The organism is Asprobacillus argus (assembly GCF_032248395.1).
In the GTDB taxonomy this organism is placed as follows: Bacteria; Bacteroidota; Bacteroidia; order Flavobacteriales; family Flavobacteriaceae; genus Polaribacter; species Polaribacter argus.
On sequence record NZ_JAVTTO010000002.1, the window covers coordinates 654,753 to 678,425 of the forward strand.

At 35.3% G+C, this 23,673-nt stretch carries 28 protein-coding genes; 15 read left to right on the forward strand and 13 right to left on the reverse strand.

What is annotated here, in order from left to right; all coding sequences use genetic code 11:
- Positions 1-28: 28 nt before the first annotated feature.
- From RQM59_RS06755 to RQM59_RS06780, 6 genes are all read left to right on the forward strand, one after another.
- On the forward strand, positions 29-331 hold the full coding sequence (locus RQM59_RS06755; protein WP_349241324.1) for a hypothetical protein: 303 nt from the start codon (positions 29-31) through the stop codon (positions 329-331).
- Positions 331-2,133: a DNA mismatch repair endonuclease MutL gene (gene mutL, locus RQM59_RS06760; RefSeq protein WP_349241325.1), complete on the forward strand. Its 1,803-nt coding sequence runs from the start codon at positions 331-333 to the stop codon at positions 2,131-2,133. The genes RQM59_RS06755 and mutL overlap by 1 nt, the downstream gene beginning before the upstream one ends.
- A gap of 1 nt (position 2,134) precedes the next feature.
- A complete protein-coding gene (locus tag RQM59_RS06765; protein WP_349241326.1) occupies positions 2,135-2,863 on the forward strand; it encodes a rhomboid family intramembrane serine protease in 729 nt (242 codons plus the stop codon).
- The gene (locus tag RQM59_RS06770; protein ID WP_349241327.1) at positions 2,820-3,734 is read left to right on the forward strand and encodes a rhomboid family intramembrane serine protease; all 915 of its coding nucleotides are present in this window, start codon (positions 2,820-2,822) and stop codon (positions 3,732-3,734) included. The genes RQM59_RS06765 and RQM59_RS06770 overlap by 44 nt, the downstream gene beginning before the upstream one ends.
- A 1-nt stretch (position 3,735) precedes the next feature.
- Positions 3,736-4,743, forward strand: coding sequence for an endonuclease/exonuclease/phosphatase family protein (locus RQM59_RS06775; protein ID WP_349241328.1), 1,008 nt, complete (start codon positions 3,736-3,738; stop codon positions 4,741-4,743).
- 123 nt (positions 4,744-4,866) lie between these two features.
- Positions 4,867-6,006 carry a geranylgeranyl reductase family protein gene (locus RQM59_RS06780; protein ID WP_349241329.1) on the forward strand — a complete coding sequence of 380 codons (1,140 nt, stop codon included), beginning with the start codon at positions 4,867-4,869 and terminating at the stop codon, positions 6,004-6,006.
- Here the strand turns inward: RQM59_RS06780 and RQM59_RS06785 are convergent.
- Genes RQM59_RS06785 through RQM59_RS06800 form a run of 4 tightly spaced genes read right to left on the reverse strand, consistent with a single transcriptional unit; the run spans position 5,995 to position 9,011 of the window.
- A complete protein-coding gene (locus RQM59_RS06785; protein WP_349241330.1) occupies positions 5,995-7,641 on the reverse strand; it encodes an ABC transporter substrate-binding protein in 1,647 nt (548 codons plus the stop codon). The two genes, RQM59_RS06780 and RQM59_RS06785, sit on opposite strands and share 12 nt — an antisense overlap.
- 26 nt (positions 7,642-7,667) lie before the next feature.
- Positions 7,668-8,180 (reverse strand): DUF4442 domain-containing protein, encoded by a 513-nt coding sequence (locus tag RQM59_RS06790; RefSeq protein WP_349241331.1) that lies wholly within the window; start codon positions 8,178-8,180, stop codon positions 7,668-7,670.
- A gap of 1 nt (position 8,181) precedes the next feature.
- Positions 8,182-8,502: an antibiotic biosynthesis monooxygenase family protein gene (locus RQM59_RS06795; protein WP_349241332.1), complete on the reverse strand. Its 321-nt coding sequence runs from the start codon at positions 8,500-8,502 to the stop codon at positions 8,182-8,184.
- Positions 8,499-9,011 (reverse strand): GNAT family N-acetyltransferase, encoded by a 513-nt coding sequence (locus RQM59_RS06800; RefSeq protein ID WP_349241333.1) that lies wholly within the window; start codon positions 9,009-9,011, stop codon positions 8,499-8,501. Before RQM59_RS06800 ends, RQM59_RS06795 begins: the two co-directional genes overlap by 4 nt.
- Positions 9,012-9,059: 48 nt before the next feature.
- Between RQM59_RS06800 and mtaB the strand changes: the two genes are divergently transcribed.
- From mtaB to RQM59_RS06820, 4 genes are read left to right on the forward strand one after another with little or no spacing between them, the layout of a single operon-like run.
- On the forward strand, positions 9,060-10,394 hold the full coding sequence (mtaB, locus tag RQM59_RS06805) for a tRNA (N(6)-L-threonylcarbamoyladenosine(37)-C(2))-methylthiotransferase MtaB (RefSeq protein WP_349241334.1): 1,335 nt from the start codon (positions 9,060-9,062) through the stop codon (positions 10,392-10,394).
- A gap of 11 nt (positions 10,395-10,405) precedes the next feature.
- The gene (locus tag RQM59_RS06810) at positions 10,406-10,909 is read left to right on the forward strand and encodes a DUF6438 domain-containing protein (protein ID WP_349241335.1); all 504 of its coding nucleotides are present in this window, start codon (positions 10,406-10,408) and stop codon (positions 10,907-10,909) included.
- Complete coding sequence (locus tag RQM59_RS06815) at positions 10,909-11,565, forward strand: alpha/beta fold hydrolase (protein WP_349241336.1); 657 nt, start codon at positions 10,909-10,911, stop codon at positions 11,563-11,565. The genes RQM59_RS06810 and RQM59_RS06815 overlap by 1 nt, the downstream gene beginning before the upstream one ends.
- 52 nt (positions 11,566-11,617) lie before the next feature.
- Complete coding sequence (locus RQM59_RS06820) at positions 11,618-12,523, forward strand: lytic transglycosylase domain-containing protein (RefSeq protein WP_349241337.1); 906 nt, start codon at positions 11,618-11,620, stop codon at positions 12,521-12,523.
- A 432-nt stretch (positions 12,524-12,955) separates the two neighbouring features.
- On the opposite strand, the gene RQM59_RS06825 is transcribed toward RQM59_RS06820, so the two are convergent.
- The 8 genes from RQM59_RS06825 to RQM59_RS06860 form a co-directional block, all read right to left on the reverse strand.
- Positions 12,956-13,273, reverse strand: a complete 318-nt coding sequence (locus tag RQM59_RS06825; protein WP_349241338.1) for an ArsR/SmtB family transcription factor — start codon at positions 13,271-13,273, stop codon at positions 12,956-12,958.
- On the reverse strand, positions 13,263-13,691 hold the full coding sequence (locus RQM59_RS06830; RefSeq protein WP_349241339.1) for an SRPBCC family protein: 429 nt from the start codon (positions 13,689-13,691) through the stop codon (positions 13,263-13,265). The genes RQM59_RS06825 and RQM59_RS06830 overlap by 11 nt, the downstream gene beginning before the upstream one ends.
- Before the next feature lie 94 nt (positions 13,692-13,785).
- A complete protein-coding gene (locus tag RQM59_RS06835; RefSeq protein ID WP_349241340.1) occupies positions 13,786-14,718 on the reverse strand; it encodes an NAD(P)H-dependent flavin oxidoreductase in 933 nt (310 codons plus the stop codon).
- Positions 14,719-16,311 (reverse strand): S8 family serine peptidase, encoded by a 1,593-nt coding sequence (locus tag RQM59_RS06840; protein ID WP_349241341.1) that lies wholly within the window; start codon positions 16,309-16,311, stop codon positions 14,719-14,721.
- 57 nt (positions 16,312-16,368) lie between these two features.
- Positions 16,369-17,556, reverse strand: coding sequence for a tRNA 2-thiouridine(34) synthase MnmA (mnmA, locus tag RQM59_RS06845; RefSeq protein WP_349241342.1), 1,188 nt, complete (start codon positions 17,554-17,556; stop codon positions 16,369-16,371).
- Positions 17,557-17,625: 69 nt separating this feature from the next.
- Positions 17,626-18,339: a hypothetical protein gene (locus tag RQM59_RS06850; RefSeq protein ID WP_349241343.1), complete on the reverse strand. Its 714-nt coding sequence runs from the start codon at positions 18,337-18,339 to the stop codon at positions 17,626-17,628.
- A 210-nt stretch (positions 18,340-18,549) separates the two neighbouring features.
- The gene (locus tag RQM59_RS06855; protein WP_349241344.1) at positions 18,550-19,026 is read right to left on the reverse strand and encodes a VOC family protein; all 477 of its coding nucleotides are present in this window, start codon (positions 19,024-19,026) and stop codon (positions 18,550-18,552) included.
- A 2-nt stretch (positions 19,027-19,028) separates the two neighbouring features.
- The gene (locus RQM59_RS06860; RefSeq protein WP_349241345.1) at positions 19,029-19,754 is read right to left on the reverse strand and encodes a toxin-antitoxin system YwqK family antitoxin; all 726 of its coding nucleotides are present in this window, start codon (positions 19,752-19,754) and stop codon (positions 19,029-19,031) included.
- A gap of 43 nt (positions 19,755-19,797) precedes the next feature.
- Here RQM59_RS06860 and RQM59_RS06865 point away from each other — a divergent pair, with 43 nt between their 5' ends.
- The gene (locus RQM59_RS06865; RefSeq protein WP_349241346.1) at positions 19,798-20,382 is read left to right on the forward strand and encodes an adenylosuccinate lyase; all 585 of its coding nucleotides are present in this window, start codon (positions 19,798-19,800) and stop codon (positions 20,380-20,382) included.
- Positions 20,383-20,448: 66 nt separating this feature from the next.
- Complete coding sequence (locus RQM59_RS06870; protein ID WP_349241347.1) at positions 20,449-20,790, forward strand: hypothetical protein; 342 nt, start codon at positions 20,449-20,451, stop codon at positions 20,788-20,790.
- On the opposite strand, the gene RQM59_RS06875 is transcribed toward RQM59_RS06870, so the two are convergent.
- Positions 20,771-21,178, reverse strand: coding sequence for a group III truncated hemoglobin (locus RQM59_RS06875; protein ID WP_349241348.1), 408 nt, complete (start codon positions 21,176-21,178; stop codon positions 20,771-20,773). The two genes, RQM59_RS06870 and RQM59_RS06875, sit on opposite strands and share 20 nt — an antisense overlap.
- 63 nt (positions 21,179-21,241) lie before the next feature.
- On the opposite strand from RQM59_RS06875, the gene RQM59_RS06880 reads away from it, so the two are divergent.
- From RQM59_RS06880 to RQM59_RS06890, 3 genes are all read left to right on the forward strand, one after another.
- Complete coding sequence (locus RQM59_RS06880) at positions 21,242-21,838, forward strand: Crp/Fnr family transcriptional regulator (protein WP_349241349.1); 597 nt, start codon at positions 21,242-21,244, stop codon at positions 21,836-21,838.
- A gap of 72 nt (positions 21,839-21,910) precedes the next feature.
- Positions 21,911-23,254, forward strand: a complete 1,344-nt coding sequence (gene purB, locus RQM59_RS06885) for an adenylosuccinate lyase (RefSeq protein ID WP_349241350.1) — start codon at positions 21,911-21,913, stop codon at positions 23,252-23,254.
- A complete protein-coding gene (locus RQM59_RS06890; RefSeq protein WP_349241351.1) occupies positions 23,254-23,673 on the forward strand; it encodes a hypothetical protein in 420 nt (139 codons plus the stop codon). Before purB ends, RQM59_RS06890 begins: the two co-directional genes overlap by 1 nt.

Consider the following 23,673-nt stretch of genomic DNA (forward strand, 5'->3'; position numbering starts at 1 on the left):
TTGTTCACATCACATTAAAGATTTTAACATGTTTGGATTAGGTAACGCTTTTAAGCCCAGAAAATATTATGTTTTTGACTATAAACCTCGATATTATGACGAGCGAAAAGAGCGTATTGAAAAATTAAAACAAAAGTATAGCGATGCTCCTTCTGATGAAGAAACAGAAGATGCTCCTGAACTTAGTTTTTCAAAAACACAACTAAGAAATGCTTGGAAAAAAAATAAGACTACTAGTGCTGATGTAAAATCAACAAGGCGCTTAGCCATAATTATTGCTATTTTAGTTGGAATTGTTGCTTATGTTTTTGAACTCCATAAATTGATTTAATGTCAGATATCATCCAACTATTGCCTGACCATGTTGCGAATCAAATTGCCGCGGGAGAAGTCGTCCAAAGACCTGCTTCTGTGGTAAAAGAATTATTAGAAAATGCAATTGATGCCGGTGCGACCAATATTAAACTGTTACTAAAAGATGCCGGAAAGACACTCATTCAGGTAATTGATAATGGTAAGGGAATGAGTACTACAGATGCACGTCTTTGCTTTGAAAGACACGCGACCTCTAAGATAAGAAGTGCCCAAGATCTATTTAATTTACATACCAAAGGTTTTCGCGGAGAGGCATTGGCCTCCATTGCGGCGATTGCTCATGTTGAGCTTAAGACCAAAACGGAAGAAGATGAGTTAGGAAATCACATCAAGATCGAAGGAAGTAAAATTGGTAGTCAGGATTTTGCGGCTACTCCTACCGGAACCAGTATTGCGGTAAAAAACTTGTTTTATAATATCCCTGCCAGAAGAAACTTTTTAAAGTCGGATGCCGTTGAAACACGTCATATTATTGACGAATTTCAACGAGTAGCGTTAGCACACCCTGAAATTAGTTTTCTATTACATCATAATGGTAATGAGGTATATCATTTACAATCTGACAATCTTAGAAAGCGGATCGTTTCTATTTTTGGTGCTAAAATGAATGAAAAGTTAGTTCCTATTGATGAGCAGACAGACATTCTTTCTATGGTAGGTTTTGTCACCAAGCATGAATATTCAAAAAAGAAGCGAGGGGAACAATTTTTCTTCGTAAATGATCGATTTATTAAAAGTGCTTATTTAAATCATGCTGTCGTTGCGGCTTTTGACGGACTGCTAGAACAAGGGTCACACCCTTCCTACTTTCTATATTTAACAGTCCCTACGAAAAGTATCGATATTAATATTCACCCTACAAAAACGGAAATTAAATTTGATAATGAAAAAGATTTGTACGCTATTATACGTGCAACTATAAAACATAGTCTAGGTCAGTATAATGTGGCACCCGTACTTGATTTTAATCGAGATTCAAATCTAGACACACCATATGATTACAGTAAAAAAGCGCTCGCTTCTGCACCAAAAATAGCTGTAGACCCTAACTTTAATCCGTTTGTAAAACAAGAGCAAAAACGCGTACATATCCCTGTGAAACAAGAACAAGATTGGGAAGTACTATATGCCAATTTGGAGCCTTCGAAAACAGAGCAGCAAGAAGAGTTGTTTGAAAATGAATCTAAAAGAGACACAGGAAAAACATTCCAAATACAAAAAAAGTATGTCCTGAGCTCTATTAAGTCTGGAATTGTATTAATACATCAATCCTTGGCTCATCAACGTATTTTATATGAAGAGTTCTTGGAAGCTATTACTGTGAAAGAGGCCAACAGTCAACAACTGTTGTTTCCAGTAAAAATCAATTTTTCTTCAGCAGAAATCGAGATGATCTATACCATTAAATCGGACCTGGAAAATGCTGGATTTGTATTTGATGAATTTACTAAAGAGAGTATTACGATTGCAGGAATCCCTACTTCTATTACGGAAAGTCAGATTTCCCAGGTAATGGAGCAATTGCTTGAAGACATAAATCTTGAGATTCCCGATGCTAGTTTTAGTCACTTTGATATCATGGCAAAGTCTTTTGCAAAGACCTTAGCCATTAAAACAGGTAAATATTTATCTGAAAAAGAACAAGAAACATTGGTACATGACCTCTTTTCTTGTAAAGAACCTAACGTAGCACCTAACGGAAAAGCAACGTTTAAGACATTAACCCTACACGAACTAGATTCGTTATTCACTAGTTGATATGAATAGACTTACAGAAGCTATAAAGCATTTAATAATAATTAATGTTATTTTATTCCTTCCTGGGGCATTGTTAGAACTTGATTTGACCAATGTCCTAGCATTACATTTTCCACAGAACGAACATTTTGGGTTTTGGCAGTATGTAACTCATATGTTCATGCACGGTAGTTTTGCACACATCCTTTTCAACATGTATGGCTTATGGGCGTTTGGGACACCATTAGAACAAATGTGGGGCCGCAATAAATTCTTATTCTTTTACTTTTCTGCAGGAATTGGAGCGGCATTAATATATACATTGGTTAATTACTATCAATTTGACGCAATCTATGATCAATTAATTAATTTAGGTGTTTCTGCCTCGGATATTCAAAATATACTTTCAGTTGGAAAATATGATCAGAATTCCATTAACATTCCATTTGAAACCATGCAAAAGTTTTATAGTCTCTACAATACACCTGCTGTTGGAGCTTCGGGAGCCGTTTATGGGGTTCTTGTAGCCTTCGGAATGTACTTTAAAGATGCAAAATTGGCTTTGATATTTTTCCCAATTCCAATAGCTGCAAAATACTTTATCCCGCTAATAATTGCTGGAGACTTATTCTTTGGTATGACGAAATATTCTGTTGGAAATGTAGCACATTTTGCCCATGTAGGAGGTGCACTAATAGGCTTTATTATTGCCTACTACTGGAAACGAAATCATTTTAAGCGCTGGAAATAATAGCATGAGTTTTATAACAGACATACAACAACGATTTAAAAAAGGAACGATTGTAGAGAAATTGATCTATGTGAACCTTGGGGTATTTATTCTAACCTTTCTCTTTAATACGTTTGGTTTTTTGATCAACTATAATGGCAATTTCATCACAGACTGGTTTATCTTACCTGCGACATTTGAAGGTTTTATAACCAAGCCTTGGACAATTGTTACCTATGGTTTTATCCATACACAATTCTTACATATTTTATTTAATCTAATAGCCCTGTACTTTGTGGGTAACTTATTTATCCAATATTTTACCCAACGACAATTACTGAGTTTCTACTTTTTAGGAACGCTATTTGGCGGTTTGATATTTCTATTGAGTTATAATTATTTCCCTGCCTTTACAGATGAACTGGATAGAAGCTATCTTTTAGGAGCATCTGCAGGTATTTCTGCCATTTTTGTAGGTATTGCTACTTATGCACCTAATTATCAGTTTAAACTTCCTTTGATCGGTTATGTGAAGTTGTGGCACTTGGCGGCCATTTGGGTCTTGTTAGACTTTATCCAAATTCCAGGGAACAACTCAGGAGGGCATTTAGCACATATTGGAGGTGCGCTTTTCGGATTTTTATACGTGAACCAGGCAAGTAATAAAAAGATCAATTTTTTTGATCGGATTTTGGAACTTTTTAAAGTAAAAAGAAAACCGCTACGTACCGTACATAAATCGAAGTCTCGTAAAACCAAACCAACCTCTAAGAGTACCAAAGCCGATTATCAGAAAAAGGTAGATGTCATTTTAGAAAAGATTAGTAAATCAGGGTATGATACGTTATCTTCAGAAGAGAAAGCCTTTTTATTTAAACAGGGAAAGAAGTAAGATGAAAACACAACGTGCTATTCGCAAGTTTTTATTTATTTTAAACTCATTGGTAGCCATACTGCTACTCTTCTCTTATTTTCTGCCCTTTATTTCACCAAAGACTTTTCCTGCACTTGCGGTCCTAAGTTTAGGAGTTCCTATTTTGATCATCTTAAACATAGTATTCTTCATCTATTGGTTATTACGCAGAAAAAAGGAATTGTGTATTTCTTTGGTGACTCTTATTTTAGGTTTTAACTATGTGACCTCGCTGTTCTTAATTTCTGGAAAAAGCAATATCAAAGAAAACAACCTTTTGGTAATGAGCTATAACGTCAAAGGGTTTAGTAATCTAGGCTGGAAAAACAAATCGAGTACAAGTGTCAAAATATTTGACTTCATCAAAACTGAAGATCCAGACGTGTTGGCTATTCAGGAGTACTATATAAATTCAGGGATTGATCATGGTTTCCCGTATCAATATATCAAGACTAAAGAGCCCAAAAGTAAATTCGGATATGCCGTCTTTTCCAAATACGAAATCGTTCATTCAGGTTCTTTAGATTTTGAGGGTAGCCAAAACAATACCATTTTTGCCGATCTAAAAATAGACTCAGACACGGTTAGAGTGTATAACGTTCATTTAGAATCGTTAGGTGTCAATCCTAATAAAGAAAACTTTGGCCAGGAGAATTCAGAAAAATTATATCGACGATTAAAAAGAACTTTTTCAAAACAAGCGCAGCAAACAGCACTATTCTTAACCCATAAAAATGCATGGAAAGGAAAGAGTATTATCTGTGGAGATCTTAACAATACGGCTTTTTCATGGGTGTATAATGAAATTTCTGACGGAATGAAAGACGCCTTTCTAGAAGCAGGAAGAGGCTTTGGTAAAACCTATAATTACCCATACCCACTAAGAATAGATTTCATTTTAACCGATGAAAGTTTCGTTACAGATAATTATAAAACGCATCGTATACAATATTCAGATCATTTTCCTATCATGGCTAATCTTCATTAATCAAAAGTCATTTCGCGGTTAAACATCTCTTTATTTAGAGGTTTTTAGCTTTAAATAAAGAGATGTTTTGTTTGTTGTTTCTATTAAAAAAAGTGGTATTTTTCCAACGCAAAATTTGTATGTATGAATCACTTTGATGTTGCAGTAATTGGTAGTGGTCCTTCTGGGGCAAGTGCGGCTTTTCACTTAGCAAAAAATGGTATTTCTACTGTTATTATAGAAAAAGAAACCCTGCCTCGCTATAAAACTTGCGGTGGTGGTTTTGTGTATAGAGGGCGTAAAGATTTACCTTTTTCTATTGATTCGGTGGTAGAAAGAGAATTTAATACAGTAGATGTTTATTTAGGCAAAAAACTACATTTTAAAACGGAAAGAAAGGATCCAATCATTACTATGATCATGCGTGATTCTTTTGACAATTTAATCGTTGAGAAAGCAAAAGAAATGGGTGTTACCATCTTACAGGGTAACAAGCTAAAATCTATAGAACATCAAAGTGATAAAATTATTTTGACGACATCTCAACAAACCATTACCGCTAAATTTGTGATTGCTGCTGACGGTGCATTAAGTCCAACGGCAAAAATGGCTGGTTGGAAAACTGACACACGCTTTCTAATTCCTGCATTGGAATACGAGGTAAAAGTCTCTGATGAAGAATTTAAAAGACATGTTGACGAGGTTCGTTTTGACATGGATGCTATTCCATTTGGGTACGCCTGGAATTTTCCCAAGAAAAATCATCTATCAGTAGGTATTGCATCGGCTAGAAGAACGAAAATCAATCTTAAGAAGTATTACCAGGAATATGTGCAGCATATTGGCCTAAAAGATATTATTAGCGAAACGCAACATGGATTTCAGATTCCTGTGGCAGCAAGAACCGATGGATTTGTGAAGAATGGTGTTTTCTTAACAGGCGATGCTGCCGGTTTTGCAGATCCTGTAACCGCAGAAGGAATTTCAAATGCTATTTACAGCGGTATGCTAGCGGCACGGGCCATTGCTGAAGCTGATCTAAACATGAGTGAAGCTGAAAAACTATATATGGAAAAATTAAACGAAAAGTTGATTCCTGAATTAAAGACGGGTGAATGGCTGGCTAAATTCTTCTATGAACAAAAGACAATTCGAAATTTACTACTAAAAAAATATGGGCAACGTTTTAGTGAAGCTATGGCTGATATTTTTATGGGAGATCGCTCCTATCCTACTGATATTAAAAAACGAATGACTCAAAAGATCAAGGAGTTAGTTTTTTAATTTTCGTACTCTTTTTAAATTCAAATGATTGATAGGGTTTATCCCCAAGCCTTTTATATTCTTATGTGTAAAACGGACTACCTCGTCATAATACAAAGGTATGACTGGCGCAGAAGACATTAATAGACTATCCATTTTTTGATATAAGCGATGACGATCTTCTGTATTCGTGGTATTGATCGCTTTTTCCAATAGATCGTCAAATTCTTTATTGTTGTAATGTGTATAATTGGGTCCATTTGGTGAAAAGTTCTTACTGTGAAAAATGAAAAGGTAGTTCTCAGCATCCGGATAATCGGCTACCCAACTTCCTCTAAAAATAGATAGTTTCCCATTTACTTTTTGTTCTCGCAGTGTAGACGGCGGCATCACATCAACTGCAACCTTTAATCCAATTTTCTGCATTTCACGTTGAATGAATTCGCACATATCTTGATATTGACTGTTGGTAGAAATCGTAATAGACGGATTCTTATTTCCTGTTTCGGCTATGTATTCATGGATTAGTTTTTTTGCTTTTTCGGGTTGATATGTATACCCTTTCATATGGTTAAATGATGGGAGACCTTTAGGAATAAATCCATTAACTCCAGGAGTACCAATACCGTTTCTCAGGTACTTGATCATTTTTACACGATCAAAACCGTAGTTCATCGCTTTACGCAATTTTTCTGAATTGGTTTCCTTTTCTTCGGCATCTAGATACACCCCTAAATACTCTGTATTCAAATACGGTCCAATAACCATATTGATCTCATCTGCATATCGCTGCTGAAGGGTTCCTTTAGAAGTCAAGATATTATCTTTATAGGAAGCATCGATACTGTTTAAAAAATCCAAATTTCCTTGGATAAACTGTAAAAACTCACTTTGCTTATCTGGCAAGAATGTAGTGGAAACCGCTTCTAAATAAGGTAACTGATTACCATCGGCGTCCTTCTCATAATAGTGATGATTCTTTCTAAATACGAGTTTTATATTTTCTACCCATAGTTTAAATTGAAATGGCCCTGTTCCAATTGGATTCGCTCTAAATTCACTACCAAAATAGTCTACTGCTTCTTTCGGAACAACAGAACAGTATTGCATACTTAATAGACTTAAGAATGGAGGAAAAGGTCTCTTTAATTGTATGGTAAACGTAGAATCATTTTTTGCATTGAATGTATCTACAAAATCCAATACCCATTTACCCGGAGAGGCTACTTTGGGATCTAATAATCTATTAAAAGAATATTCGAAGTCACTTGCTATTACGTTTCTTGTACTATCCTTTCCTAACGACTCATGTTTATGAAACTTAACATCTTTACGTAAAATGAATTCATATGTTTTACCATCTTCCGAGATTGTCCATGTTTTGGCTATATCTGGCTGTACATGCAAGCTATCATCTAACTGTACCAATCCATTAAATAATTGTGAAACTGCCCAGATAGTTCTCAAATCCTTCGCAAAAGCAGGATCTAATGTCGTAAGGTTTGCATGCTGATTGTATCTGAAAACCTGGGAATCGTCAAAGCCAGATGTTTTATTAGTACATGCACTAGTGAAAATAACAGTACATAACATCAATACAAAGTATTGAATAGGAGATTTCTCACGTTGTTCGAAATGACAATTCATATTATTCATTACCCTGCGTTTTTCCATTGTTCTCTTTACTTCTTTTTCCGCTTGTTTTTAAAATAGGTTTTATCTGCAACATAAATAATTTTGGAAACCTCAGCAATAATGCTAGAGCCCTGCTGATCTGTAATGTTCAACGTTTTTTTTATATCGATCTCATTGTTCTGTGCAACATCCTTCTTTATCTGATCTATTTCTTCTGGAGAGAAATTAAAATCGGCATATACCGCCTCTTTAGCCGGGCGTTTAAACTTTATGGTAGACTCTTTATCCCAAACCACATACTTATCTCCCAAGATATGTATTAACTGTACCATATAAATTGGATCCGTAGCCGAGAATAAACTCCCTCCAAAAATAGAGCCTACATAATTGCTATTCTTATAACTTAATGGAATTCTAATTTTTACGCTTAGAATATCTTCGGACACTTCAATAATTCTTCCCGTCGACCTCCTATACATAGGAGATATATTAAAACCGTATCTAAAGATGGTTTTCTTTTTAAAGATCCTAGAGAGATATTTTGTTAAAGTTGCGTACATGTTATTGCTTTACAAATCCATATTCACGCTCTACTTTGCAAATGCGTAATTGGTACTGCTGATACCATTGCTTCCTCCCTCTTTCTCTCGCTTCCGTATGTTCTACCTGATTTTTCCAACGCGTAATAGCGTTCAGGTCTTCCCAATAAGACACCGTAATCCCGACATCATTTCTTGCGGATTCAATCCCTAGATATCCTTCTTGCTCCTTTGCCAATTCTTCCATTCTTTCTGCTGTTTCTATATAACCTTCTATGTTATCCGTGAGCAAAGCAGTAAATATCACTGCATAATATGGAGGTTTTAAATGTGCTGCAATCATAAGATCAATTCGTATTTGGTTTCTGGTATTTTTAAATTGGGTTCTATTCCTTTTGAAACTTCTTTAAAGTTACACTTTTCTAAGATCTTGGCAGAAGCAACATTCACATCGGCTACATATCCTATTAGTTTCGGAAATCCTATTGATCTACAATAGTCAACTAATCCTTGGCATATTTCCAATCCGTAGCCCATTCCCCAATACTTTTCTAAAAACCGATATCCTAATTCATCATCATTTTGATCATCTTTAACCAAAGCCACGGTACCTACAAACATACTGTCTGACTTTCGTTCAATAGCATAGATCCAGAAATCATTACCGGCTTCAGTATATTTTTTAATAAGCTCTGGAAGTTCTTTTTCATTCTCTTCACGCGTCATCGCTGCACCTCTAACATACCTCATAACATTGATATTTGAGTGCATTTCATGAAAAGGCTCCAAATCACTCATTAAAAGCGCTCTAACCAAAAAATGATCTGTTTCAAAAATCAATTTCTTTCCCATTTCTATCCTAATATTTATTGTAAATTTGCCACGTCCAAATGTACAGGAATGAATGCAGATAAAAAAGTAGCTTTTTACACTTTAGGTTGCAAACTTAATTTTTCGGAAACATCGACGATTGCTCGTAATTTTGTGAGCGAAGGCTTTGAGCGTGTTGATTTTGACAAAGCAGCCGACGTATATGTCATCAATACATGTTCTGTAACAGATAATGCCGACAAACGTTTTAAAACAATTGTAAAAAATGCGTTAAAGAAGAATGAAGACGCTTTTTTAATTGCTGTGGGATGCTATGCTCAATTAAAACCTGAAGAGTTAGCTGCCGTAGATGGTGTGGATTTGGTATTGGGTGCTACTGAAAAATTTAATGTTACCAGCTACATAAACGATTTGACCAAAAATGATATTGGTGAGGTCCACTCTTGTGAAATTGGTGATGCCGACTTTTACGTAGGATCCTACTCTATTGGTGATCGTACACGTGCCTTCTTAAAAGTACAGGATGGTTGCGATTACAAATGCACCTATTGTACAATTCCATTAGCCAGAGGAATCTCTAGAAGCGATACGTTAGAAAATGTATTAAAGAACGCCAAAGAGATTTCTGAAAAAGGGATTAAAGAAATCGTTTTAACTGGTGTTAATATTGGTGATTATGGAAAAGGAGAATTTGGTAATAAAAAGCATGAACATACTTTTCTAGAATTGGTGCAAGAATTGGATAAAGTAGATGGCATTCATCGTTTGCGAATTTCATCTATAGAGCCAAATCTTTTAAAAGATGAGACGATTGATTTTGTGGCCAATTCGAATACATTCGTTCCGCATTTTCATATTCCTTTGCAAAGTGGTAGTGACGATCTATTGAAAAAAATGAAGCGTCGCTATTTACGTCAGGTATATACGAATCGAGTTTCAAAAATAAAAGAGGTCATGCCAAATGCCTGTATTGGTGTGGATGTGATTGTTGGTTTTCCCGGAGAAACGGACGAACACTTCCTAGAAACCTATAATTACTTGAACGATATGGACATTTCCTATTTACACGTGTTTACTTATTCTGAAAGGCCTAATACAGAAGCTGTATTAATGGAAGGAGTGGTTCCTAAAAGTGTTCGTGCAAAAAGAAGTAAGATGTTACGTGGGTTATCCGCAAAGAAGCGAAGAGCATTCTACGAGTCTCAACTGGGCAATACGCTGACCGTCTTATTCGAGAGTGAGAACAAGGATGGGTATATTCACGGATTTACAGAAAACTACGTGAAAGTAAAAGCACCTTGGAACCCTGAATTGGTAAATACACTTCATGAAGTAACACTGTCCAAGATTGATGAAGATGGATTAGTTCGATTTGATTTTGTGCAAGAAATTGTAGCTTTATAGAAACAAATACTATGAAAAAATTACTGTTTATTTTTCTTTCTCTTTTGATTTTAAGCTGTGAAACGCCTATCAAAAAAGAAGAAAAGAAAAAACCAGTTGTCAAGGAAGTTCCAAAAGAGATAGTTGTAGAAAAAGAAGTAAAAAAAGTGGATAATACACTTGTTCGTTTGCAAAGAAAAGCTTGCTCTGGAGATTGTCCCGTTTTTGACGTAACCATCTCAAGAGATAGTACCTTTACATATAAAGGTATTCGATATACAAACGAGAAAGGTATTAAGACATTTAAATTGTCTACAAAACAATACATGAAGCTTTCTGAAATCTTAGAGCGGTCCAAGTTTTCTAAACTAAAAAGTAGGTACACAGCTAGCGGTACAAAAGACTTCCCAGAAACAATTCTTAGGTATAACGGTAAAAAAGTAACTGTGCGTCTTTGGAAGGATGCTCCTGATAGACTCACAGATATTTATGTGTTTATAGAAGATATTTTATACGATAATAAGTATCTAAAATAATGTCAAAAATTCATGTTTATTGTATGCCAGGTTTGGGTGCCAGCCCAAAAATATTTGAGCATATCTATTTACCTGAAGATCAATTCGAGATTCACTTACTCGAATGGAAGATTCCAATCTCATTAGAAGAATCCATTCAAGATTATGCGAATAGAATGTGCCTAGATATAACTCATGAAAATCCTGTACTTGTAGGCGTTTCTTTTGGAGGAATGATCGTGCAAGAAATGAGTAAGAAGATCAAAGTATCGCGTGTTATAATTATATCTAGTGTAAAAACACATGATGAGCTTCCAAATCGTCTGAAACTTGCAAAGGTTACCAAAGCTTATAAATTATTTCCGACGTGGCTTGTTGAAAACTTTGAAGAATATAGCAAATACTTTTTAGGTGATTATTTAAAGAAACGTAGAGAACTGTATAAAATGTACTTATCTGTTCGCAACAGACGTTACATGGAATGGGCTATTTATAATGTACTGCATTGGAAACAAGAAGAACCGATTCCGAATTTGACGCACATTCATGGGAATGAAGACCATGTTTTTCCAGTAAAACACATTGAAAATTTCGTTTTAGTGGAAAAAGGAACCCATGTGATGATCTTGATGAAAGCAAAGACCATTTCACAAATAATTTGCAATACTTTAACTTGACATCTAGGTAACAATTCCTTAATTTTAAGATCTACTAAAACAGGGAACTCTTATGACAGGATCATTACGCTTTTTATCATTTTCGGTAACAGCTATCATCGCATTATTTTTTATCAATGCAGTTTATAAATCGGACGTTGGGCCTCAGAGAAATACGGCTGAATCCTATAAAATAAAGGCGCTAAAGATTCCAGATGGAATTTCTTTTGCAGGAGAAAAAATTCCTGTTGAGCGATTTGATATCAGAGAGCGAATGGATAGAGAGCTTTTGGTAAATACCTATTGGCAATCCAATGGTTTGCTATTACTAAAAAGAGCACACAAGTACTTCCCGATTATTGAACCGTTGTTAAAAAAGTATGGTGTTCCTGATGATTTCAAATATTTAGCTGTAGCGGAAAGTGGTTTACAAAACAACTCTTCGCCTGCAGGTGCATCAGGTTTTTGGCATTTTCTAAAGCATTCTGCGAGAGAATATGGATTGGAGGTAAATAGAAACGTGGATGAGCGTTATCATCTAGAAAAGGCTACTAAAATAGCGGCAGATTATTTAAAAAAATCTAAAAAACGTTTTGGTAATTGGACGTTAGCTGCAGCTGCATATAATGCTGGAAACGCTAGAATAGCCAAACGTTTGGAAGTCCAACAAGTAACGGATTATTATGATCTTTTATTAAACTCAGAAACGTCAAGATATGTTTTTAGAATTGTGGCTTTAAAAGAGATCATGTCTAATCCTAAGCATTATGGGTTTGAATTTGAGCAAGAAGATCTTTATACCTTGCCAAAAACACGTATTGTTAAAGTAGATACTGTGATTCACAATATTGCATCCTTCGCTAAGAAATTTGGCACCAACTATAAAGAATTGAAATTACACAATCCCTGGTTACGCCAAAACAGATTGAATAATAAATCTCGAAGGTTGTACGAAATTAAAATCCCCGTTACGTATTGATCTTCAATAAATCGTAAGTCAAATTGTTTTTATAAGGAGCATACTTAATACATAAAGTGTGCTGTATATTACATGAAACAGATTTCCTTTAAAGGTTTCTATGACACTATTTAATTTTATAGTAAACTCATACGCAAATAATGTCTGCTGCAGAGTACTCATTTTAAAATAGTTATATCATGTCGAGCTGCCCTCATTGTGGTTCAATCCATCAAAAAAGAAAAAAGAGAAAATTTTTTCTGAAGTTACTTCCTAGCAATAAACTGTATAAATGTTATGACTGTAAATCCGTTTATGTAAGTTTTTTCAATAAGCTAAAAATTACCCTAAAAAATCCAATAGCTGTTGACCGAGACAACCTAACCATATAGTCACTAGTTGCGTGGTACATATTGATATGGATCAGCAATTTTCGAAGTTTTGCTCCCGAAATTAACTATCTAAATAATCTTCTAAGTTATCTAAAGAATCACCCCAGAATTTCGCATAGAACGACAGCCACTTATTGAGTGTTTTGAGCTCTTTTGGATTTGCCATGCAAAATCGTTCTCTACCTTGGTTATTAATATGAACCAACCCAGCGTCTTCCAATGTTTTAATATGTTTGGTAACTCCTTGACGCGTCATAGAAAACTGCCCAGATATTTGCGTAATTGATAATGCTGATGTGGCGATAACCAAGGCGTGAAATATTTCACGCCTTGTAGGGTCGGCAATAGCCTTAAAAAGCTTTGTTACTTTATCCTGCATGCACGGTAGTGTTTACATAATTGTCTAATTGATCCATGCAATTCATCCAACCTCCACTAAAGTTTTCAAACATTTTTACTGCAGTTTCGCCTTCATAGTTAGATATTCCTGAATGCTCTAGAAATAGTTTTGTTCCGTCATCTACAGATTCTAATTTCCAGGTTACCGTGGTTACGGCTGTTGTACCATCTACAATCCAAGTATAAGACAAGGTATAAGGATCTGATTGTTTAACCTCTCCCGTAATGTTTACACATCCTTTTTCTTCACTGGCGGTAAATGTATATCCATATCCTTTTTTCGCCTTAAAATCGGCCTTAATAAACCATGCTGAGATCTCCTCTCCTACTGAGATGGCATTCCACACTTTGTCTATGGGCTGTTTAAATACTCGTTCTTTGGTAATTACGTCTTTCATCCTATTTGATTTTAATATTAATATGCAACTTTACGGTTGCTAATATATATCCTATTTTTAAATTGTGCAACTTTTAAGTTGCATTTAAATAGTATTATATGGTCATTTTGATATGTTTATACTCTGAAATAATTTCTTCGAGTACTTCTTTAGCCGATTTAATTTCATGAATAATCCCCGCTATCTGACCAATTTCGAGCTCTCCATTCTCGAGATCCCCTTCAAACATTCCCTTCTTAGCTCTGGCCCTTCCTAACAGTTCTTTAATCTGATCTATCGTTGGATTTTCTTGATATAATTCTTGTACCTGATGATAAAAATGGTTCTTTATCAATCGTACAGGGGCCAATTCCTTTAACGTTAAATGGGTATCACCATCTTGGACATTGACAATAGTTTGTTTGAAATTATCATGTGCAGAAGACTCAATAGTTGCAGCAAATCGACTTCCTATTTGAACTCCATCTGCTCCAAGTACCATCGCTGCCAACATTCCTCTACCCGATCCAATTCCTCCAGCTGCAATGACCGGAATAGCCACCCGCTCTTTTACCATAGGAATTAGTGTAAATGTTGTAGTTTCTTCGCGTCCATTGTGTCCGCCAGCTTCAAATCCTTCACAGACTACTGCATCGACACCAGCATTTTGTGCCTTTAATGCAAATTTTACAGAACTTACTACATGAACTACTGTAATTCCCTTCTCTTTTAGAAAAGACGTCCAGGTTTTGGGATTACCAGCAGACGTAAAAACAATTTTTACCCCCTCTTCTACAATAATATCCATGATTTCCTCTATTTGAGGGTACAACATGGGCACATTAACGCCAAAAGGTTTGTCTGTTGCTTTTTTACATTTTTGAATGTGTTCTCTTAATACCTCTGGATACATAGATCCAGATCCAATTAAACCCAGCCCTCCAGCATTACTGACTGCTGAGGCTAGTTTCCATCCACTTACCCATATCATTCCTCCTTGAACAACTGGGTATTCGATACCGAATAGGTTTGTTATTTTGTTTGTCATTTATCTTTTAATCAACTTAAAAGTTTTGTACTCATCTTGATACATCATTTTTAATATATAGATTCCCTTAGAAAACCCAGATACATCAACCGTATTTGTAGTTAAATTTGCATATGTTCTTACCTTCTTTCCTAATACATTATAGAGTTCTATATAATATTCCGCCAAACTATTTGTAAATGTAAACGTAAGTTGGCTGCCAACAGGGTTAGGATATATCTTAACATCGGATAGTGCGATATCATTTTCCTCTGTCAACCTCGTAAATGCCACTTCAAGGTCTGGAATGCCATAGCCATAATTATTATCGGGAGTTTCGGCTCTGTCTCCGCTCATCTTTACAGCTTCAATAATTTCTGATGCTGTTTTATTAGGAAATGCTTGCCATAAACAGGCTACGGCGCCTGCCATTATAGGTGAAGAAAACGATGTTCCACTTGCTCCCACAGGTACTCCGGAAATATAATTAACAATTGCGGATGAACTCCCTTGAGCCATCACATCAGGTTTTATCCTATTGTCTGAGGTAGGTCCTCTAGAACTAAAGGACGCCAGGTTACGGGAAGCATTTACGGCTCCTACCGTTAATATGGATGCAGCATCTGCAGGTGCCGTAATATAGAACCATGCGCTATTGCCTGAATTTCCAGCCGAATTTACGAGCAGCATTCCTTTGGAAGCCGCTGCTTCTGCTCCTCTGGTAATAAACGTTGTTTGACCATTCATATCGGCATAGCTATAATTATAACTACTGTCATCGAAAGTAGAATATCCTAAAGAGGTATTCATAACATCTACGCCTAAGCTATCGGCCCTTTCCGCTGCTTCTACCCATAAACTTTCTTCTAATGGGTTCTCTCTTTGATGATCTTCTGTGATGAATAAATAGAAAGAAGCGTCTGGAGCCGTTCCTACAAACTGCCCTTCTATGTATCCGCCTATATCAGAAAGCACGTGTGTTCCATGTGAGTTTCTTGTATAGAAGTTCGTACTTCTCTCAACAAAATTATATCCACCCAATATCTTGTTGTTGTCTCGTAATCTTTGAAATGCTCCCAGTGTATTTACATTAGGAAACCCCGCATCTAATACCGCAATGATCATTCCTTCTCCGGTAAAATCCTGTAGATGTAAATAATCACCTTTTAACATTTCTATCTGATTAGTGGCATTACCATAATTAAAATCTTGTTGCACGGCCAGCTTGTTCAGATGGTTTGCTTGTTGCTGTTGATTGGATGCTCTATTATTCAATAACTTATTAGCAAAGTCAATGGAAGTAACAAATGAAAATGTGTTCATTAAATCTCCAATAGCAGCTTCGCTACCTCTTACATGTATTGCATTTAACCATTTCGATTTTGCCATGACACTAATACCACTGGTATTTTTAATAGCATCATAATACGCCTGTTCGATGGGTGCATCTCTAGTATCTAAAGTAATGTTTTGCTTTTGCCTTCTATCTATCGCTCTCTGACTTAATATCGAGGCTGGATTGTTCAAGTACGTACTTGCATTTGGCTTGTCCGTAAAATATACCCAAGCGTCTTCTTGCCCAATAGCAATGGTACAATAAAATAGACATATCATAAGGAGTACTCTTAGCATAGGTCTAAAATACTGCTTTTTATAGCAATTTGAAAAAAATTAAGAGATAACTCCTGAGCCTAGTAACTCTTCATCCTTGTACCATGCAACAAACTGTCCTTCCTGTATAGCAGATTGCGGATTTTCGAATTCAACAAATAGCCCGTTATCCACCTTATACAAGGTTGCTTTTTCCAAAGCCTGGCGATAACGTATTCTCGCTTCCACCTGCATGGTTTCATCGGTTTTCAAAGCTAAATCCTCTCGAATCCAGTGTAGTTCTTTGTCTGACACAAACAGTACGCTCCTATATAGTCCTTTATGGTTCTTCCCTTCTCCTGTATAGATCACATTTTCTTTAACATCTGTTTCAATAACAAAAAGTGGTTCTTTGGTTCCTCCAACAGCCAATCCTTTGCGCTGACCTTTTGTAAAATAATGTGCTCCTTGATGCTTCCCAACTACTTTACCATCCTCTTGGTCATATTGATATTTAGTTGCGAAAAAATCCAGTTCTTCATATTTATCAGAAAAGTTAGGCACCACTCTTTGAAAAGGCTTTGCATTATCATCTACTCTTACAATAACGCCTTCTTTAGGTTGTAGTTTTTGTTGTAAAAACTCCGGGAGTCTTACTTTACCAATAAAACAAAGTCCTTGAGAATCTTTCTTTTCTGCAGTGATCAGATCTGCTTTTTTAGCAATTTCACGCACTTCAGGTTTGGTCAACTCACCGATAGGGAATAATGCTTTTCCTAATTGCTCTTGAGATAATTGACATAAGAAATATGATTGATCCTTATTATTATCTTTTCCTGCCAGCAATTTATAGATTCTCTTCCCATTGATCTCCTCTTCTGCTTTTCGACAGTAATGACCTGTGGCTACATAATCTGCGCCAAGGTTCATAGCAATATCCATAAAAACATCAAATTTGATCTCTCTGTTACACAATACATCAGGGTTCGGTGTTCTCCCTTTTTCGTATTCGCTAAACATATAATCAACAATGCGTTCTTTGTACTGCTCACTTAGATCCACAACCTGAAAGGGTATTCCTAACTTATCCGCAACTATCATAGCATCATTACTATCTTCCAACCATGGACACTCGTTGGAAATCGTCACAGAATCATCATGCCAGTTCTTCATAAAAAGTCCAATAACTTCATATCCTTGCTCTTTTAGCAAGTATGCCGTTACACTACTATCTACTCCACCTGAAAGTCCTACAATTACTCTTTTCATTTTGTATTTAAAATAGGGTACAAAATTACGAATAAGATTTAGATTATTGTATCTAAAGAATTGATACGCTTATTGAGGGAATTGATGACTTCTTTTAAACTTTATTTCGGTGGTTTTGTCTGTGGAAGTCATAATCAACATATCATCGACTATTTCAAATTTCCAAAAGTCAAATGAATTTCCATCGCCATAATTGATCATTTGGATCTCTGGTTTATGGCCATGTATCTTATATACTCCTGAACGCTTTCCTGCAGGCATATTATGCTGCACATATACATTATCCCATCGAAAGTGGATCATTGCTCTTTCGGGTACATTTATCTTTGAAGTTGCATCTACACCATTTTCGGCATAACCGACAAGTTTCCATAAACCAAACAAATCGTTTCCTTTTGACGTGGGAAGTTTTTCAATCTTTTTCAAAAAAACATGCACTGTATCTTTTTCTTCTTTTCTTTTCCAAATCATTTTCTCACCTTCTAGAGAAACCTGAAAAGGTTCAAAACCATCTGAAATTCCATTAGTGTTTTCCACACTAAGTTTGTTTCCATCTAGGCCCCAACTTCCAACGGAATGCTGTAACCAGCCATTTCCAGAAGATTGGGTGTAGTTTGCATTAAATCGGGTCCAGCGGGCGATTGGGGTCATTTCTTGTGTACCCATTTGCACTTTTTCTACCAACCACAAACCTTCAATAGATGTGTTATTTTCTTTAGATTTACAGGCTGTTAACAAAATTGCAGCCCAAATTAGAACGGAAATAATAGCGATTTTTTTCATTTTGTAAATTTGGTTATTGTGTATTTATAAGATGAATTGAACCAAAAATGGTTGCGTCTTAAAAAAACACTTGTTGATATTCTATATCAACAACTACGCCAATAAATTAAAAATGTTACAGTAATTGAAGGGCTTTAACGTTTTTTTAAGTGTCTTTTAACACCTTAAACCCATATTTACTTAAAAATGTTAACGTTAAGATCTGAATAATCACTTTTCGAAAAGTTGAATTCTGTTACTATCTGGGTCTTTAATAATGACCATTTTTTTTCCCGATTCATTACTTTTGACAACACTACCGTGAAACTCGACATTTAACTTGGTTAAATGATGAATCCATTCATTAAATGCTGAAATTCGAAAGCCTATTTTAAAAATTCCTTTAACCCGCGTCTTTGCAGTATAATTAGGAATAGCTTCTTTTGGTGATACGGCAGCATCTAATTCAATAAGTTCAAGTAAGATAGTGCCTCTCTTTAGGTTGGCCTGTTTAAATCCTGCATCTGGCAACGCTCGTTCGTTTATAACGGTAAAACCAAGGTATGTACTATACCAATCTATAGATGTTTTAATATTATCTACGATCAATGCTGAAAAATGGGCTTCAGGATCGGGCAATTTGTTTTTTTGCGTATAACTTACCAAGGGTACACACAACAACGCAAAAAATACAAGTACTTTTCTCATAATTAATTTTTATCGTTACCTCCTTTTTTGGGTTTAAATTTCTTTAATTCTCTTTTCTTTTTCTCATCAATTACTTCTCCATCCAAGAAAAACTCCCATTTTCCATAACGCTTACCATTCTGATATACTCCCCGCTCTCTTAAGTTCCCATTTAATTCAAAATACTTTGCTTCTCCGTTAAGCACATCATTTTTAAAAGTTACTGCCTCTATAAGAATTCCCTCATCTGAATACTTTTTTGAAATGCCATTCTTCATGCCATTTATATATTCGGTCGATTCTAACATCTTGCCGTTCTTATAATAGTTTGTGACTGTACCTTCCAGTTTTCCTTCTTTATAAAACTCCTTTGAAAATAATTTACCATTTGAAAAATAATAGGTCCATTCACCTATTCTATTTCTTAACAGCATCCAACCTTCACTTTGCAATTTACCGCTGAGTGTAAAGAACTTTACATAGGCCGAGTCAGTCTTAGCTTTAAACGTTTTAACTGCTGTTGGAAACTTTGAAGTTCTAACATCATAATACTTAAAAGTCCCTATTTCCTTCCCATCCTTGAATCTACCAACATATCGTATACGTTTATTGTTATAGTATTTTTTCCAAATACCAGTTCTCTTTTTATTTTTATCAAACTGATTGATCTTTTGTGCATTTATACTATTGCTTAAAAAAAAACAACTCATAAAACACAAAACAAAAGCAAGACTTTTTATCTTTAACATCGATTCCATTTTAACGTAAATATACATATTTCGAACTATTCATATGTCCATTGATTATTTAACATCCGAGCTCGAAAACATCGCAAATGCTAAAAGAGAAAACAGACAAAGAGTGGCAAATATTGTTTGTGAGCAGAAAGATTTATTTAGCCCTCTGGTAGAAATTACATTTGATGTGACTAATAAAACTTCCATTAAGGCAGCCTGGATCTTAGAATGGATATGTACTCATAACGATCTTCATCTTATTATTCCACATTTAGACAGATTCGCTTCAAGACTAAAGCATCTAACTTTTGATAGTGCTATTAGGCCCTGTGCAAAAATATGTGAACACATTACCACTGCATATTATAAAAATGATCCTGCCTTTAGAGAGGCGCTTAACGAAGATCATATTCAACAGATTATTGAGGCAGGTTTTGACTGGTTGATTACCGATCAGAAAATAGCTGTAAGAGCATATACTATGACTACATTATACTTGTTCGGCAAAGATCAAGAGTGGATTCATCCAGAGTTGGAGCATTTGATCAGAACAAAAATCATCCATGAGAGCAAAGGATGTAAAGCAAGAGGAAGGCATATCTTAGCGTTGATCGAAAAACATCGAAAAAGGAAAATTTAGTTTATGATTGAAGTCATAAATAGTCTCTAGTGTAGCCCGTAATTTTACTTCATAATTAAGAGAATTATGGAAGTACAAATCACACACAAAATCGGGCAAAAAGAGCAAAGAAGTTTTAACTTATTACAGTACGTACATCAAATCATTGAACGTGAAAAAACCAATGCTATTGGTATTACTATTATGCTCATTATGCTTGGTACTGGAATAGCATCCATTACAGCAGCTTTATCTGTAAACGGAGAGGTCTCAATACCTATTTTAATGACAGCTACCTTATTTGCAATGGGAGCGAATGCTACGGCAATAAGTCAGCAACCTTTTAAAACCATTGTTTGGGCATTTATTTTAAATATAACCGTTAATTCGTTGTTGTTAATCTATCAGATTATTGATCTATTGGCTTAGGTTTTGATTGAAATATCTTTATCAACAATAAACTCGCAATATTCCTGGCTCTTTCTTTCGCATCATTTGCTTTAGATCCTTCAAAGAGATCGTCTACAGTAGTATACCATAGAGAGAGCCATCTATCAAAATGTTCTTGGTAGATACTATGCTCAAATTTCTGGTCAACTTCTTTATGAACGCGCATTGGGTTTCCTTTGTACTTTCTAATGAAAAATAAGTTTGTTTGCCAAAAATCTGTAAGTTTTTGAAGATGCCCTTCCCATTGTTCATCAGGAATAGTGCCTAAGAATATCGGGCCGATCAGCTCATCTTTTTTGACCTTATCGTAAAACGTGGAGACCAATGTATATATATCTTGTCTATTGTTAATATCTCTAGAATTCATATAAAATAATTTGATCTCAAAAATATACCTTTGTTGAAGGTGCAATTTATGACTTAAATCATAATGATCGATACAGAACTATTATTGGCTTTTGATGCTCATCAAAAAATGTACGAAAAGAATGAACTTATTTTTTCGGAGAACGATACTGCTCGTTATTATTATCAAATCGTAGAAGGTATGGTAAAGATGAACAATTTTAATGATGATGGGAAGGAGTTTATTCAAGGCGTTTTTTACAAAGGGCAAAGTTTTGGTGAGCCTCCACTTTTTGTAGATATCACCTACCCTGCCAATGCTATGACGCTTTCTAAGTGTACCATTTTAGTATTACCCAAAAAGCAATTGCTCGCTCTTTTATTTGAACATCCTGAAGTGCATTTAGACATTACTAGGAATTTAGCAAAGAGATTACACTATAAAGCCATTATTGCATCAGAAATATCGAGTCAGGAACCCGAGCATAGAGTATTACGCTTTATGGATTATCTAAAACATGATGTTGAGAAAATTGAAGGTACATTTAATTTTGAAATAGCTTATACAAGACAACAAATTGCAGATATTTTAGGCCTTCGTGTAGAGACCGTAATCCGTGCTATTAAGAACTTAGAGGCTAAAAACGAAGTTCAGATCATAAAAAGGAAAGTTTTTAGATAAAATCAGACCCTTTAATGCCTAAACATCTTTTGTAATTCTGTATTTTTGCATTTTTCAACACAACAACAAAAAATGAACATTTCACAGCTTAATGCTATCTCTCCAATTGACGGTCGTTACCGTGGTAAAGTTTCTGAATTAGCCGATTATTTTTCTGAGGAAGCTCTTATAAAATATCGAGTGCTAATAGAGATAGAATATTTTATCGCATTATGCGAAATTCCATTACCTCAATTTTCTGAATTTGACACTGCTTTATTTGAAAAACTAAGAGAAATTTATACTCATTTTTCTAGCGAAGATGCTCAGAAGATCAAGGATATTGAAAAGGTAACCAATCATGATGTAAAAGCTGTTGAATATTTTATTAAAGAACAATTCGATGCTTTAGGGCTGCAGGCATATAAGGAGTTTATTCATTTCGGATTAACATCTCAAGATATTAATAACACGGCAATTCCATTGTCTATCAAAGATGCTATTGCTGAAGTATATGTGCCTAGTTTTGAAAGCCTTATTAGTAAACTAAAAACTCTAGCTACAGAGTGGTCTGATATTTCCATGCTAGCCAGAACACATGGTCAACCGGCTTCACCTACTCGTTTAGGAAAAGAGATCGATGTATTTGTAGTTCGATTAGAAGAGCAAATTAAGTACCTTAAAGAAGTGCCCAATGCTGCAAAGTTTGGAGGTGCGACAGGAAATTACAATGCGCACAAAGTAGCCTATCCAAATACCGATTGGAAAGCTTTTGGAAGCCGCTTTGTAAATGAGCAGTTAGGACTATATCATTCATTTCCTACAACGCAAATAGAGCATTATGATCATATGGCTGCCCTATTTGATGCTTTGAAACGTATTAATACCATAATCATTGATCTTGATAGAGACATCTGGACGTATGTGTCTATGGATTATTTCAAACAAAAAATAAAGAAAGGCGAAGTAGGATCTTCTGCAATGCCTCATAAAGTAAACCCTATCGATTTTGAAAATTCGGAGGGGAATTTAGGAATTGCAAATGCCATTTTTGAACATTTAGCGGTAAAGTTACCAGTATCTCGTTTGCAAAGAGATTTAACAGATAGTACCGTGTTAAGAAATGTAGGCGTTCCATTCGGACATACATTAATAGGTTTTGCCTCTACTTTAAAAGGTTTAAACAAGTTACTTTTAAATGAAACAAAATTTAAAGAAGATCTAGAAAATAATTGGGCCGTTGTTGCCGAGGCAATTCAGACCATTTTAAGACGAGAAGGATATCCTAATCCTTATGAAGCACTAAAAGGGCTCACAAGAACCAACGAGAAAATCAATCAGCAATCAATAGCGAACTTTATTGACACCTTGGATGTTTCCAATATAATCAAAGAGGAGTTGAAAGCGATTACTCCGTCAAATTATACAGGAATCTAATGAGAAAAATTTTAGCATTTTTTATTGTAACAATTGTCCTTTTCGCATGTCAAACAGGACCGAAAGGAGATGCCAGCAGATTTCAACAAGGTATTTTTGAAATCCCGGCAGGAGAAAGTTATAGTAAAACAATTATTACACGCAAAGACAGTTTGCAAATAGAAGAATACACAAAATTTGTGGAAGTTTCTACTGATAGTATCGTTACTAGAAAAGAAATTAAAAAGATAGATACGTTATATATTACCTGGAAGAACAACTTCTTTTATACATTAAGAATGAAGTCTCCCAAAAAAGAAATAGATCACGACCCTATCTTTGTTCAGATTACGAAAGTAACAGATAGCTCGTATAACTTTTCAGCAAAAATTGGTTTTTCTGATTTTAAACAAAACGGTACCGTATACAAAATAAAATAG